This window comes from Yoonia sp. BS5-3 (genome assembly GCF_038069655.2).
In the GTDB taxonomy this organism is placed as follows: Bacteria; Pseudomonadota; Alphaproteobacteria; order Rhodobacterales; family Rhodobacteraceae; genus Yoonia; species Yoonia phaeophyticola.
Genome location: NZ_CP150951.2, coordinates 1,641,577 through 1,657,307, shown reverse-complemented (window position 1 = coordinate 1,657,307; position 15,731 = coordinate 1,641,577). Strand labels below are relative to the sequence as shown.

At 58.4% G+C, this 15,731-nt stretch carries 6 protein-coding genes; 2 read left to right on the top strand and 4 right to left on the bottom strand.

The features are described 5' to 3' along the window. Positions 1–10: 10 nt before the first annotated feature. The gene (locus AABB29_RS08350; RefSeq protein ID WP_373636873.1) at positions 11–712 is read right to left on the bottom strand and encodes a sugar transferase; all 702 of its coding nucleotides are present in this window, start codon (positions 710–712) and stop codon (positions 11–13) included. A gap of 262 nt (positions 713–974) precedes the next feature. On the opposite strand from AABB29_RS08350, the gene AABB29_RS08345 reads away from it, so the two are divergent. Then, entirely contained in the window at positions 975–1,145 is a 171-nt protein-coding gene (locus AABB29_RS08345; RefSeq protein ID WP_341367371.1) for a hypothetical protein, read from the top strand. On the opposite strand, the gene AABB29_RS08340 is transcribed toward AABB29_RS08345, so the two are convergent. The 3 genes from AABB29_RS08340 to AABB29_RS08330 are packed head-to-tail and all read right to left on the bottom strand — an operon-like array spanning position 1,130 to position 13,634. Continuing rightward, on the bottom strand, positions 1,130–3,958 hold the full coding sequence (locus tag AABB29_RS08340) for a condensation domain-containing protein (protein WP_373636872.1): 2,829 nt from the start codon (positions 3,956–3,958) through the stop codon (positions 1,130–1,132). The genes AABB29_RS08345 and AABB29_RS08340 overlap by 16 nt on opposite strands. Further along, positions 3,955–11,748 (bottom strand): non-ribosomal peptide synthetase/type I polyketide synthase, encoded by a 7,794-nt coding sequence (locus tag AABB29_RS08335; protein WP_341367373.1) that lies wholly within the window; start codon positions 11,746–11,748, stop codon positions 3,955–3,957. Before AABB29_RS08335 ends, AABB29_RS08340 begins: the two co-directional genes overlap by 4 nt. Continuing rightward, entirely contained in the window at positions 11,745–13,634 is a 1,890-nt protein-coding gene (locus AABB29_RS08330; protein ID WP_341367374.1) for a non-ribosomal peptide synthetase, read from the bottom strand. The genes AABB29_RS08335 and AABB29_RS08330 overlap by 4 nt, the downstream gene beginning before the upstream one ends. 571 nt (positions 13,635–14,205) lie before the next feature. Here AABB29_RS08330 and AABB29_RS08325 point away from each other — a divergent pair. After that, the gene (locus AABB29_RS08325) at positions 14,206–15,612 is read left to right on the top strand and encodes a hypothetical protein (RefSeq protein WP_341367375.1); all 1,407 of its coding nucleotides are present in this window, start codon (positions 14,206–14,208) and stop codon (positions 15,610–15,612) included. Positions 15,613–15,731: the final 119 nt, after the last annotated feature.

The following is a 15,731-nucleotide window of genomic DNA, read 5'->3' as shown; positions in this document are numbered from 1 at the left end:
CTCGCGCCGTTCAGCAGGCACCTTTGCCCGTAAACACGACAGCGATGGTGCGAAGCAGGATCTTGATATCAAGCAAAAACGTGCGATTTTTGTAGTATTGCACATCAAAGGCCACGCGTTCGGCATAGGTGGTGTCATTCCGCCCGCTGACCTGCCAGAGCCCTGTAATCCCCGGCCGCAATGCCAGATAATATGCAAAATCCTCGGCGTATTTTTCGGCCTCTGCACTGGTGATCGGACGCGGACCAACCAGGCTCATCTCGCCGCGCAGGACATTGATCAGCTGTGGTAACTCATCCAGGCTGGATTTACGCAAGATGCGGCCCAAACCGTGCACGCGGGGATCATGCGCAAGTTTTTGGGTCCGTTCCCATTCCTGGCGCATCAGAGGGTGCTTGGCCAGAAAATCGGTCAGATGCTTTTGCGAATCCTGATGCATGGTGCGGAATTTCAGACAGGCGAAACGGTCCCCGTTCCGGCCCAGTCTTTCATGCCGAAAAAGCACATCACCACCGTATCTGAAATAAAGAATAGCGGCGATCAGCGCCAGTAAAGGTGCAAAGAACACCAGCAATATGGCCGCCCCGATAATATCGGTACATCGTTTTAGCGGGCTGAACGGCACCAGCCGTGGCCATGTTTGTAGCAGCTCGGATTGTGCAACTCGGCCCAGCCGCTTTGGTAGTGTTTCGTCTTTAAATGCTTTGTCCATAAGCTCCCCCCAAAGGAACATTAAATGTGTTTACTGAATAATCCGCCTGCCCCATCGGGAACCGGCAGAGACATGAATTTTTCTTTATTTTTATTGGTTTCGCGAAACCGCCCCTGATTAAAAGAAGCTTGTCTGCGAGACAAAGAGCGCGTTATGGGTTGAATAGTCGCCAAAAACGAAACACCTTTTTTGGTGGATTCGAGCGATTTGACCAACGCGTTATCGGGTGCAATCCGGTGCCGCAAAGGAAAGGGGTTCGCCCTTGGACGGACATGAGCAGACGGACAATGCGTTGAACGCGGATCGCAAACCGCAGGTTGCGTCGCGCCCGACCGTATCCCGTCCATCCAAAGAGGGTCGCAATATCCGTATTGCGGCCATTCTTCTATGCGCCGTCTTCTGGATTGCGGTTTTGTACTACGCATTTTCCTGATCCTCCCGGCCTTTTACAGCCAGATCCGCATCATACGCGCCAAGCAAGGTTTCGATTTCTCGTGCGGCCAAACTGATATCCCCCCCATGCGACCTGGCGACGCTAAGTTCGCTAATTTGCTTGGTCATCAGTCGCCCTGTAACGACCCGCCCCCAGCCCATCGCCTTATCAAAGGCGCGCCCCGTTGGGGATTCGCGCGTGACGAAGTGCAAAACATCGCCGTCATACGGCTCTGGCTGGTGCTGGTTACGTGCGTCGGAAAGGTAGGCGATGAAATCTTCCTGCTCTTTGTCCAAATCGGTATTGCGGACCCGGTCTATCAAGCCCAGCCGCACCGCAACCGAAAGCAGCCCGGTTCTGCGAAAGATCCCGAACATCCCCATAAATGCCGCAAGTGAGATATCACCCTTGCGCAAAAACCGCAGCCGGACCCGTAAGAAATGAAGCCGGTTCAGCATGGCTTTGTACCAGCTGGCATTGATACGCTCGCCGTAGGATGGCTCCCACACATCTTTGAGGATCACAGCCGCGACCTCATGTCCTTCAGCCTTGAGCAGACGTGCGACTTCGATGGCCAGATTGCCATGAACGCAGACCCCAAACAGCGCATATGGCCCTTCGGGCTGTGCGCTTTTGACGGCGTCTGCGTAGTCGGCTGCGATTTCCTGGAACCGGCGCGGCACCAGCTTGATGCCCCGTGCCTTGTCATAGATGCGCACCGCGAAAGCCGGGCGCGGTGTTTCGAACGCACCGGAAAGCCCAAAGACCGTTTGCGCGTTATTGATCGCGATCAGCGGTATCCCCGTCCCTTCGGAGCGCAGCACCAACACACGCCAATCGTCACCAGGCGCAACAGCCGTTTGTGCGCCCCCGTCACCGGACAGATGGCGCGCCAGCCCGCGCAATGTGGGGCTGCGATAGGCAGCCGACAGACTCAGCCGTTGCCCGAATTCCTGTTCAATCCGCGACAACATCCGCACCGTCAGCAAGGAATGCCCGCCCAGCGCGAAGAAATCATCCGTTGGCCCAACCGTTTCCAGACCCAAAAGATCTGTCCAAATTGTCGCGAGCCGTTCTTCGATCAGCGCAGTGTCGCCAGCTGGGCCCGGAAGATGGCTGGAGCTGGTCCGGACGGCCTCGGCCAGGGGCAGCTTTGCCTTAGCCAGATTCCCCGCCCCGTCGCGGGGCAAGGTCGGCAGCACGCTGATCCCATCAGGGCGTGGATCGCTGAGCTGCGTATCTGCCAAATGGTCGGCCAAAGTGGCCGGCAGTGTTTCAAGCGGGACCATGGCATCCTGGGACGGCGCGACAAATGCGTGCAGCCGCCTTGCCCCGTCACTATGCGAATATGGTAGCGCAGCGGCATCGCGTACCAGTGGATGATCACAAAGTGCTGCCTCAATCCGTTCCAGATGGCGCGCGTCTTCAGCCCGCGCATCAGCCCGATGTGTCGGCAACGGCATCTTCGCGAGGGGCTGATCGGGATTGTCAAAGGCAAAGCGGAACGATTCCTGCCAAAGCGCCAGCAGATCCTGTGCGGTGGCCGCGTCAAACAGGTCCGTGTTATATTCCAGCGTCATCCGCCAGCCGGTTTCGCGCCCGATCAGCACAAAACTGAAATCATAGATCGCCCCGGGCGCATGAGATGGCGCGCTGGCAAGCTCAAAATCCCCATAGGTTGCTGTTTCCAGGAACGCCTGCTGCAAAATGAAATTGACAGAAATCAGCGGCGTGCGCGACGGATCGCGCGGCGGGTTGACGATTTCGACCAGTTTGTTGAAGGGCACGTGTTGCCCGATCAGCCCGCTTTGCACGACATCCCTAGCGTGGTCGAGATGCGCATTCAGTGTCGTATCCTCGCCCGTCTGGAAACGCAGCACGACGTTATTGATAAACACCCCGATCAACGTTTCCAGGTCAACATCTGTGCGCCCGGCAACCTGGGTGCCCAATGTCACCTCGGCGCTGCCCGCGCAGCGCGACAACATCGCACTGAGCACCGCAGCCCCATAGGCAAAGGGCGACATGGACCGCTTATGCGCCTCGGCCGTCAGCCTGTCCCCAAAGGATGGCGGCAGGTCTGCTTTGACAAAGGCGCAAGACGCGCTGCGTTCTAACGGGCGGGGGAAGTCTGGCTGCAGCTCAAAATAGGGCATATCCGCTAGCCGCTTTTTCCATGGGTCCAGATCAGCGGCAAAAGCATCGCTGGCGAAATATTCCTGCTGCCACAGCGCGTAATCCCCATATTGCAATGGCAGCTCGGGCAGGTCAGCCATGGTGCCTGCATCATGTGCCGCCGCGAGCGCGCCGATTTCGCGGCCAAGAACGCCAATTGACCAGCCATCGAAACAGATCTGATGCACAGTGATCGCCAGCACCGCCCGGTCGTTACCAAGCCGGATCAGCGTGGCCCGTATGGGCGCTGGCTGCGTCAAATCAAAGGGCAAACCCGCGCTTTCGGTGGCGATGGCTTCGACCCGGTCATCTTGCTGATCTTCTGGCGTGGCCCGGATATCAATCTCAGACAGATGAAAATCGGCGCTTTCCATCACCTGCTGCATCGGCTTGCCGCCGTGATCGATGAACCGCGTCCGCAGAATTTCGTGCCGCGCGATCGCTGCTGCAAATGCCGCTTCAAAGCTTTTGGCGCTAAAGCGCCCGGTCACCGCCCACCGGATCGCCACGTTCAACGCCGGATTGCCCGGGTTCAGCTGATTGAGGAACCAGCACCGTTCCTGCGTTGCCGAACACGGAAAGCAAAGCGCGTCCGTATCTGGCGTATCCTGCCCTGTGATATCAACCTGGGTGTTCATGCTGGCACCGCCGTTTTGCGTCTTGCGCCGTTCCGAAAATCCTTGAGCGATGGTGCACGCGGCGCATCGGCTTGCGCCGCGATCAGTTTTGCGACCCCTTCGATCGTCGGGTGCTGCATCAAATGCCGCGCTTCGATCCCAAGGTTCCGGTCGATCATACGGGCTGCGATCCGGAAGATCGAAAGCGAATCCGCCCCCAAGGCAAACAGATCATCCTGGGTGCCGATAACCTCAAGCCCCAGCACGTCGCCCCAGATTTCAGCCAAAAGACGTTCTGTATCGGTGCTTGGCGCTTTGATTTCCCGCGCCATTGTGGGGGCAGGCCCGTTTGGATCAAGCGCAGGCAAAGCCCGCCGGTCCAGTTTCCCGTTCCCGGTCTGCGGCAATGCATCCAGCTGCTGGAACCGACCCGGCACCATGTAACCCGGCAGCGCTTGCGCGAGGGAAGCAGACAAAGCAGCAATGTCTGGTGCCTGCCCATCAGCGACATAAAACGCCGCCAACACCGGGCCAGCAGGACCATCCCGCAGATCGACAGCTGCCGCTTTGATCCCGTCGATCCCGCGCAGCGCGACCTCAATCTCGCTCAGCTCAATCCGGAAGCCGCGCAACTTGACCTGCCCATCACGCCGCCCCAGCAACGCGATTGATCCATCTGCCTGCCGCCGCGCCAAATCGCCCGTGCGATAGAGACGCGTCACACCTTCACCCGGCAGATCAACATCGCGGAAGGCCGCATTGGTCAGCTCCGCCTGGCCCAGATAGCCCTGCGCCAACCCGGCCCCGCCGATATTCAGCTCGCCAACTACCCCGATGGGGCAAAGCTGGTCATTCGCATCAAGCACATGCATAACCGTGTTGGCGATGGGCTGCCCGATGTCGATTTCACCGCCATCGACCCGCCCGCAGGATGACCAAATGGTCGTCTCGGTCGGGCCGTACATATTCCATAGCTCGCCGCCCAGATCACGCAGCTGATCGGCCAGATCACGGGGCAAAGGCTCACCCCCGACAAGCATTTTTAGGTTTGGTGTCGCTTTCAGCCCTGCCTCAACCAGCATTTGCCAAAGCGTCGGGGTCGCCTGCAACACGGTCACATCGCCCCGGGACAAGCGCGTCACAAGCGGGAAGGCTTCGCGAATATCTTCTTCGGCTGCGATGATAACCTTGCCCCCTGTGATCAGCGGCAAGAAAAGCTCAAGCGCGGCGATATCGAAGGACACGGTTGTGACCGACAAAAGCGTGTCGGCCGCTGTAAAGCCCGGCTTTTCAGCCATGGATGTCAGCAAGTTCACCAAAGCCCTATGCGGGATCTCAACCCCTTTGGGTGTGCCAGTCGAACCGGAGGTGAAGATCGCATAAGCAAGGTCATCAGTGCGTTTGATCTGTTTTGGTTTGCCTTTGGGCTGTTTCGCCCCGACATCAATGCAAGTGATATCCAGTCCGGCCGCCAGCGCGGGCGCATCGCCTTGATGGATCAGACCAGTGGCCCCAGCCGTTTCCAAAACCTGGCGCAATCTGCTTTGCGGATGATACGGATCAAGCGGGACGTAGATATGCCCGGCTTTCATCACGGCCAAAAGCGCAACGATCAGATCTGCCGAACGCGCGACCATCACAGCGACATAGGCGCCCGGTTCGGGCAGCTTCTTTTGCAAGGCTGCCGCCAACGCATCGCTTTTCTGCGCCAAAGTCGCATAATCCATCGTGCCTGACGCATCTTCAATCGCGATGGCACCCGGTGTTTGGCCGGCCTGATGCGTGATCATCGCATCGGCCCGTTCAAAGGGCGATGCTGCGCAAGCCGTGTCATTGCCGAGCTTAGCCAAAGCGCTGCTATTCTGATCAGATAGAATTGGCGCTGACGCGACGGACATGTCCAAATCCTGCGCCATCGCCGCAAGAAGCTGATGATAATGCCCGCACCAGCGCGCAACCGTATCTTGACTAAGGATATCGCTGGCATAGGTCAGATCGATCCGCAGCCCGGCCTTTTCTTCGGTGACGTTGAAGATCAGGTCGAAATTGGTATGCGCACGCGGATTGCTTTGCATCTGCGTCTCAAGCCCGGAAAAACCGAAATCGGCGGGCTGCTGATCAAGGTTAAACTGAACCTCGGTCAAGGGTTGCCGGTTCAGATCACCGCGCAAACCAACCGCCTGCAGGATCGCGCCATAGGTCGTATCCCCATGATCAAAGCAGTCCAGAACTGTGGTTCCTGCACCCTTAAGATAGGACCGCAAGCTATCCTGCCCATCGCAATGGAATTTGACCGGCAGCAGATTGACGCAATGCCCAACAAGATGGCTATCGGGCAAAAGCGTTTGCCCAGCGGTTGGTACGGCAAGGACCGTATCCTGCATCCCGCTCAGACGGCTGAGCAATGCCGCCAATGCACCCGACAACGCCGTAAACAGGGTGATCCCTTCTTTCCCGGCAGCCCGTTTCAGCGATTTGCCCAAATCTGCATCGATCAGATAGGAATAGGTCGCCCCTTCAAAACTGCGTTGGTCGTTCCGGCGCGTATCGGTCGGCAAATCGGGCAATTCGGGCGCCGCTGGAAACTGTTCGCCCCAAAACGCCAAAGTGCTGTCCGCGGGGCTGTGATGGCTTGGATCGGCAGCATATGCAGCAAAGCTGACCGGCTGGGGCAGATCAGTCGTAGCCCCGGACAGACGTGCATTGTAGAGCGCAGCAAGTTCCTCAATCATCAGGTAGGTTGACCAGCCATCGCAGATGATGTGATGGGTCGTCAGCACCAGAACATGCTCTTGCGGGCCAAGCTGGGCCAGTTTTGCACGGATCAGCGGGCCATTGACCAGGTCGAAAGGCGCGGTTGCATCTGCCTTGATCAACGCTGCAAGCCCGGCTTCGTCCAGCTGCTCTGCATCAAGGGATAGCTTCAGCTGCGCCATGACCTCGGCCGTTTCACCGCTGGCTGCAAAGCGAAGGCGCAAGGCGTCATGCCGCGCGATAACATCGTTCAGGGCGGCCTCAAGACCGCTCACATCAAGCGCCCCGGTCAGGCGCAAACTGATGCTTTCGATGAAAACGCCCGATGCGGCATCGCCCAATTGCGCGGCCATCCACACCTCTTTCTGGGGTTCAGTCAACGGCAGCGTGGTCAGCCCGCCGATTTGCGGCGCGTCGCCCGTCAGAATGCCTGCAGATTGCAAACGGTCGATCGCGTTGGCAAAGACCTGCGCCACCGTGTCAAAATCCGCTTCACTATGGGCCGTTGTAAAGAACCAAGGATAACCGTCATGCACATGGACCCCGCCCAGCCGCATCAGCGGATAGAGCAGCGATGCGCGCGGATCATGGGCCGATAGGTTCACGATCAGCCAACTTGAAAACCCTGTCACCGCGCGTGGCAAGCCGCGCTGTTCCAGGATATCATTCATCTGGTTCAAAAGCTGATCCGTACGCGGTGCAACCCGGTCGTAAAGCGCAGCCCCCTCGCCATCAATGTGATCCAGAACCGCCGATAGAGCTGCCAGCACCAACGGATGGCGCACGAATGTCCCGGCAAAGAATGTGGGCGGCACTTCGGGGATTGAATCGTCACCAAAATGCCAATGGCCGCCGTCAAGCGCATCCAGAAAACGTGCGGCACCCGAAAGCACTCCGACAGGCATGCCCCCACCGACAACTTTGCCATAGGTGGCCATGTCAGCTTTGATGCCCCAAAGTTCCTGGATTCCCCCGCGCGCGACGCGAAAGCCTGTCACGATCTCATCGAGGATCAGCGCAGCACCATTATCGGCGGTAACCCGGCGGACCTCTTCACAAAAGGCGCGCGGGCGCAGCTCGGGATGGCGGCTTTGGACTGGTTCGATCAGGACAGCGGCGATTTCGCCGATATTGTCCCGGATCCAGTCAAGCGCAGCATCACTGCCATAATCCAGCACAACCATATTCTTGACAGACCCGGCAGGCACGCCCGCCACTGCCGGAAGGGCCGTTGGATCGCCTGATTTGCGCCCTTTGACCAGAACCTCGTCAAATTGGCCGTGATAATCACCTTTGAAACAGACAACCGTGTCGCGCCCTGTCACTGCGCGTGCCAGGCGCATTGCGGCCATCACCGCCTCTGATCCTGTGTTGCAGAAAGTCACGCGGTCATGGCCTGTCACGGCCAGAAATTTCTGTGCGACCTCATGGGCAAGCTGCGTTTGCGGGCCAATGGCAAAGCCCTTTTCCATCTGCGCGGCGACAGCCTTGGTGACAAAGTCTGGTGCATGCCCAAAGGCGGTTTGACCAAAACCATTGACCAGATCAACAAACGCATTGCCGTCGGGGTCGACCAACCGCGCCCCTTTCGAGGTTTCGGCGATCACCGGGAATACCAGCTCTTTCCACTCGCTGCGGAAACCTGATGCGGTGCGCGGATCAGCCAAAGCGCGGCGCCCTTCTTGTGCGCGCGCCTTTGATGTGGGGAACTTGTCCGAGTATGCTTTGCAAACTTCGTCCACAAAGGTCAGCTGCGCTGGCGTAAAGTCCGCCTGCGCGGCGCTGCGGCGGTTCAGGTCATGGCGCGCGGTATCTTCATTGCTGCTTTGCGCAACGGGCGCACGCGTGGTTTGCGGTTCGGGAGCAGGTGTTGCGACAGGTTCAGGCGCTGGCTGCCCACCGCCCATGGCCCGCATCTGACTGTCGAACAGGGTCAGCATTGCTTGGGTCTGCGCCTGCATCAATGCGCCAAAATCACCAGATACCTGGGCTGGCATTTGCATGCTGGGGGCTGCTTGCGGCGCTGGTGTCACCACCGGCGCAGGCGCTGGCGCCTCTGCGGGAAGAACCCCGTCCAGATGGGTGACCAGATCATTGACCGTCGGGAAGTCCGTCATCAATTGGCGGAAAGTTAACGCGACGTCCATATCGCGTTGCAACCGCTGCGTGACCTGCCCCAAAAGCAGGGAATCAAACCCCAGTTCAAGGAAGGTGCAGCTTGCATCATCGTTAGAAAAACTGTCCCCGGACAATTCGGCCAAGAGGCTTAGGATGTCATGCGTCAGCTTGTCATGACGGTCTGGCGTTGCTGGTTGTGTTGGCATGGTATCACTCGTCTGAATAAACTGTGGACTATCTGGTGCAGCAGGGCTGGAGGATTGGCGCGCGATGGGTGTCGGCGGGTCAATCCAGTGCCGCTTTTTCTGAAATGGGTAGCCGGGCAGTGAAATACGTTGCCCCGGCATCTTGCGGGTCAGGGACCAGTCAACGGCGGCTCCGCTGGTCCAAAGGGCGCCCAAAGCGGCCGCCATGCTGTGTTGGTCTTGGTCTGCTGCGCTGTGATCTGGCAGTGATTGGACAATCGCCTGCCGCCCGTCGCGGGCGATGCCTTGCGCTGCAAATGCGCCCAAACCGCGCCCTGGCCCGACCTCAAGCAGGATCGGCGGCATGTCCCCGGCGCATAATGTCTGCAGCCCGGATTGGAAGTTCACCTTGGCCCTGCAATGGCGGGCCCAATAGGCCGGATCACAAGCCTCGGCATCGGTGATCCATGTCCCACTGACACAGGAAACATAAGGAATGCGCGGCGCAGCAAAGCTGTATTTGGCCGCCTCTGCACTAAGCTGCGCGACAACCGGGTCCATCATGGCCGAATGGAACGCATGCGAAGTATGCAGCCTTTTGCCAGGCAGGTCAGCGGCGTTCAGCCTTGTTTCCATCTCGGCGATGGCTGCATCCGGTCCGGCCAACACGATCAGCTTTGGTGCATTGCGGGCTGCGATATCGACCCCATCGCAAAGAAGCGGCGCGATCTCGTCCATTCCGGCACGGACCGACAGCATTGCCCCAGTGGGCTGGTCACGCATCAGGCGCCCGCGCGCCGCGATCAGGTTCAGCCCGGTTTCAAAATCCATTACCCCGGCCAGCGTGGCGGCAACAAATTCACCAACCGAATGACCAATCATCGCGGTTGGTTGAATACCGTGTTCCTGCCACAGCCGGGCCGTGGCATATTCAACCAGATAAAGCGCGGGCTGCGTGATTGCGGTATCGCGCAATACCCGCGCCGCACTGTCTTGATCCTGCGCGCCATAAAGCAGGTCCGCAATATCCAGATCCAGAAGCGGCGACAGGATTTCGCGGCCCTGATCAACGATATTGGAAAAGGTGGGTTCAGCCGCATACAGCCCCTGCCCCATACCCGGATATTGCGCGCCTTGCCCCGGGAACATGAACATGACCGGTGGACCGTCGTTTTTTGCAACCTGCGCACGGAAAGGCGCACGCAGGGCAGCGGCTGCCTCGGCCCCTGTTGCAGCAGTGACGCTATGGCGGTGATCAAAGACGCGCCGCCCTTCCTGCAGGGTGAATGCGACATCAGCCAGCGATAGGGTGTCATCAGTTTCGAGTCTGTCAGCCAATTCCAGCGCACGCGCGGTCAGCGCCGCCGGATCCTTTGCCGAGATTGGCAATGTAAACAAACCAGAGGCGGGGGCCGAGACCGGCTCTGGCGCCTCTTCAAGCACAAGGTGGGCGTTTGTCCCGCCCACGCCCAGCGCACTGATCCCGGCACGCAACGGGCCTGGCTCATCCCAGACTTGGGCTTTGGTTGGGATACGGAATGGGCTTTGATCAAGATCGATCTTGGGGTTCGGCGCCGTATAATTCGCCATTGGCGGGATAGTCTTTTCGCGCAGCATCAGGGCTGTTTTGATCAGCCCCACAACCCCTGCCGCCGCATCGCAATGGCCGATATTCGCCTTAGCTGACCCAAGCGCGGTACGGCCCGCAGGTGTACCCGCAAAGGCCCTTTTGAGCCCTTCAAATTCAATCGGATCGCCCAATGGCGTCCCCGTGCCGTGGCATTCGACATAGCCGATACTGCTAGGCTCAATCTCTGCCATGCCTTGGGCCTGGGCGATGGCCATCGCCTGCCCGGTGACGCTGGGCGCCGTAAAGGCGATTTTATCGGACCCGTCATTGTTCAGCCCAAAACCCCGGATCAGCGCATAAATCTGGTCACCATCGGCAAGCGCGTCCTCATACCGGCGCAGGGTGACAACCCCGGCCCCATGCCCAAAGACGGTGCCTGTTGCCCCCGCATCAAATGGGCGGCAATGTCCGTCATGCGAGACCATGCCACCTTCTTGATAAAAATAGCCGCGCTCCTGCGGGAAGGTGATCGACACGCCGCCAGCCAGGGCCATGTCGCAATGAAAGCCCTCGAGACTTTGGCAGGCCTGCGCAACAGCGACCAGCGACGTTGAACAGGCTGTTGAGACGGTGATTGCCGGGCCGGTCAGCCCCATCCGAAAGGCGACACGGGTCGCCAGCGTATCACTGAGCGCGCCCATGAACTGCTGATAATCGCCCAACTGATAGGTCGATACAAAGTCTTCGGTTTTCGCCCGATCGCCCAGGACGTTGTTCAGAAAATAGGTGGACATTGATGCGCCACCAAAGACCCCAATCGGGCCGGGTGCACGGGCCGGATCATGGCCTGCATCCTCAAGCGCTTGCCAGCAGGTTTCCAGAAACACCCGGAACTGCGGGTCGGTCTGATCCGCTTCGCGGGGCAACATGTCAAAGAACGGCGCGTCGAACATATCCGCACCATCGATAGCCGGGCGTACCGGCACGTAATTGTCCTGCGCACGCGCTGCGTCCGAGAAATTGTCGGCCAAGGTATCGGGCGCATGTGGACGGATCAAATCGCGCCCTTCTTTGACGGCATCCCAGAATTCACTAACGGATTTAGCCCCGGGGAACCGCCCTGCAACGCCTGTAATGGCGATTGCGCCTTCCAGCTCTTCGGGGATCACGCGATCTTGATTCATGACGCCCTCGCCCGGCTACGTTTGCGCGAACGGGCCATGGCTGCCCGCCGGGCCGCAATGGGATCATCAGAGGTCTGCGGCGCGTCGAGACGCTGTTCGAGCGCGCGAATGCGGGGGGCTTCAAACATCAGCGCGATATCGAAAGTGCGCCCCAACCGTTCCTGCAAAAGCGCATGTGCCGCAATCAGTTGCAGCGACGTACCGCCCAGTTCAAAGAAGGTTCGGTTCTCATCCGTGATCTCGCAGCTCAAAATATCCTGCCAGACCTGCCGGATCACACCGCCGAGGCTTGCCGGTTGAACCGGCTTGATCGTCTGCCGGGTTTCCAGCGCCGCAAGCAGGGCCTTGCGATCAACCTTACCTGATGCCGACAACGGAAAGCTGTCACGGATCATGAGTTGCGACGGCACAGCGGCTGCCGGGATGGCAGTGCGCAAGCGCGACAGGACGTCCGTAGCCAGATCGGTATTCCCATCCAAATACGGGGCAGGTTTGACAAAGGCCACAATCTGCTGGCTTTGATCGGGGCGACGCAACGCCACGACGGCAGCATCCTGAATATCCCCATCCTGGCGCAGCGCATATTCGACGGTATCAAGCTCAACCCGTTGCCCGTTGATCTTGACCTGCCGGTCCGACCGGCCATGAAACCTGACGATGCCATCACCGTCCATCGCAACAAGATCGCCAGTCAAATAGACCCGGCCCTGAAAATCATCCGTTTGCAATGTCACAAACGAGGCATCTGTCAGATCGGGCCGCCCAAGATACCCGATCCCGACACCGGCCCCGCCAACGGCAAGTTGGCCTATTTCGCCAGCAGGCAACGGTTCCAGCCCTTCATCAAGCACGAACAGATGATCATGGTTTAGACCGCGCCCGATTGGCACAGGGCCACCTGTCCAGTTTTCATCAATCGGGTAGCAGCATGTGAAGACAGTGTTTTCCGTGGGGCCGTACCCGTTGATCATACGCAAATGCGGCAGCGCCGCGCGCATCCGTTTGACATGGGTTTCAGACAGCACATCGCCGCAGGGGAACACCTGCCGCAAGGGCGCCAAAATCTGCGGACGATGCTCGGCAATGATGTGAAACAAACCGGCAGTGATATAAGCGATCGTAACCTGGTTCTCGGCGATGACCTCTTCAATGCGGTCCAGCGATGGGGCTGGGTCAGGTAGAATGGCCAGCGTACCGCCATTGAGCACGGCGCTGTAAATCTCGCCGATGCTGGCATCAAATCCGACGGCCGCCATGTTCAGCATCACTTGATCAGGACCAAGATCGGCGTAGCTTTGGCCCCGCACCAAACGGCATACCCCGCGATGGGCGACCATCACGCCTTTGGGCCGTCCGGTCGATCCAGATGTGTAAATGACATAGGCTAAATCAGCGGCTGTAATAGCGGCAGCATTCGTAGAAACCAGTGCCTCAAAATCAGCTTGTGTCGCTGGTGCTATATCAAGGCTGATCACAGGCGTCTGATCCATGACAGCCGTGACTTGACCAGGTCCCGCCAAGATGGTCTTCGCCTGCGCTTCGGCGATCACCTGGCGCAAATGCTGCTGCGGTGCGTCTGGATCAAGCGGTACGAATGCGGCGCCAATCGCTGTCACACCGAGCTGGGCCGCGACGGCATCGACACTCCGATGCGCTAAAATCGCGACCCGATCACCTTTGCGGATGCCGGAGGCAAGCAACGCGTTTGCAACGCCCGCAGCCTGCCCAGCCAGATCGGCATAAGAGATGCGCCGCCCATCCTGAACCACCGCGATTTTATCGGGGCAGTGCTGCGCCTGCGCGCAAAACAAAGATGGAATTGTCGCGTCTAAATCAAATACGCAATGAGAAATTTCAACGACCGATCCGTCTAAAAGAGCATTCATAAAATTCACCAACCATATTGCGCCCGCAGACTGGACTGCGGGCATAAAACCAACTCAAAAACGCCTAGGGTGATCGCAAAACGCTGCGATCTGTGCAGAAACTCCAAAATACTTACGCCCTCAAAATGCGACGCGGGCCTTAGCTCAAAATACGAACCATCAAATTTTCAATGCGAATTGCCGACAAAAATCCAAGTCGGTAATCTTTTGTTAACCAATATTAACGCGTGTAAAAGTTCTGCGGTCAACAGCAAATTGGTTATTTTGTTGCGCGGAAGAGAATCCGGGGGTCAATTCATTTCAAATACACGTAGCGTTTCCAAGCGCATAGCCGTCGAGAGCGGCGCTTCTTGCTGCGCCGCCAGACACGCGCCAAAGCCGATTCGAAACAAAGGTAAATCCCTTCAAAAGAGAGCCGGTAGAGTAATGACCTGACGAATCACCTGTGTTTATCGATCACTGAAAGCCTCGTAAAATATGAAATAATGTGCCATTGTCTTCATATTGAGAGGCACATTTTTCGATAAGGGCCGTGTCCGGGTAGCCACCCCCGACGGTCAGGGGGCGCCGTTTGCAGCTGTATTCAGCATCACTGCTGTTCTTTGGGATCCTGGGTATCTGCGCATTTGGCGGCATGCATCGGGCGCTATTGCTGTTAGCCGCGATGATGCCTTTTGGGATGTTGGCCGTGATCGGCCTGCCTGCGATTGGGGGGCTGTCGATTCTGGCCGTCAACGCGGTTGCGGCCGCACTTGTCGCCGGTGGAGGCCTCGTGCTGGTATCGCGGCTATTGCGCGGACAACCGATCCACATCACGCCTGCCACCACCGCCCTTTTGGCTTTTGCGCTTTACGCCGTGTTTTCGGCAACCGTTTTGGTCCGGCTTTTTGCCGGGGAAACCATGGTTTTTTCGCTGTCCCGCGACGCCATTGGCGTTCGGGTCAGCACGCAATTTGCATGGACCAAAGTCTGGCTGGGTCCCAGTAGTTCGAACATTTCCCAGACATTCTATGTGCTGTTGGCCTGCGGTTTCTTTGTTGTGGCCGCCTATATCCTGCGGCAGCGGGGCGCGGCATTTGGGGCGCGCTGTCTGGCATTGGCAGCCACCGTGAATATCATCCTTGGGCTGCTGGATTTGGCCGCTTTGGATCAGCTTTTATCCTTTGTTCGCACCGCCAGTTATTCACTGTCCAACGAGGCATCGGTAAGCGGTATCCCCAGAGTCATCGGCGGTTATTCCGAGGCAGCCAGCTTCGGCGCCGCAAGTGCGATGTTTTTCGGCTATTTTGCTTCGGCATGGGCCGCGTCGAAGCGATGGGGTGATGGTTTTCTGGCGCTTGGCAATGCAGTTTTTGCGGTTCTCGCACTCTCATCCACGGGGATCATCGCGTTAACAGTTGTCGGCGCCGTTCTGGCCCCCAAGTTGATCGCTGACATCCCGACACGGCTAGGGCGCGGCACCGTTTTTATGGGCGGGGTTGCCTTGGCCTGCCTTGCCAGCACTATCGCAGCACTCATGATCTTTACCGAGGCGCCGCAGATCATTTCATCCGTCATAACGGATCTGATCCTGGACAAATCCGCCAGTTCATCGGGGCAAGAGCGCACGGCCTGGGCCCTTGGCGGGTTAGAGGCCCTGCGGGATTCTTGGGGGCTGGGCGTCGGCACTGGGTCATTGCGCTCAAACGGGTTTCTCTTCGTGCTGCTGGGCAGCGTCGGCATCTTGGGGACCGCGTTCTTTGCAATCTTCCTATGGTGTGCCTTCGCAGGGCGTGCCACTGCGCAGCATCAGCATACCCTGACCAATGCACGTATCGGGGCGCTTGCGATTATGGTTTCGATGCTACTGGCTGCAACAGTGCCCGACCCGGGCATTCCTTTGATCTTTCTTGCCGCACTTGCCGTGGCATCAAAACAGCCCGAAACACTGGCACCCCAAACGAAAAGGCTGGACGGGATGGCGCGGCAGCCATCCTGAACCCAGGACCAGGCCCTTGATAATGCGGCGGTTTTTCGCGCGGCCATGAAACGTTAACCAAATAACTGTCAAAAATGCCGCGATTGGTCTATCGTTTTCCTATTAAATTGGAATCGCGC

Bases quoted from the DNA above. Each gene is read 5' to 3' on its own strand.
- AABB29_RS08335 (WP_341367373.1), bottom strand. From the start codon at position 11,748: ATGAATCAAGATCGCGTGATCCCCGAAGAGCTGGAAGGCGCAATCGCC.
- AABB29_RS08340 (WP_373636872.1), bottom strand. From the start codon at position 3,958: ATGAACACCCAGGTTGATATCACAGGGCAGGATACGCCAGATACGGAC.
- AABB29_RS08350 (WP_373636873.1), bottom strand. From the start codon at position 712: ATGGACAAAGCATTTAAAGACGAAACACTACCAAAGCGGCTGGGCCGA.
- AABB29_RS08330 (WP_341367374.1), bottom strand. From the start codon at position 13,634: ATGAATGCTCTTTTAGACGGATCGGTCGTTGAAATTTCTCATTGCGTA.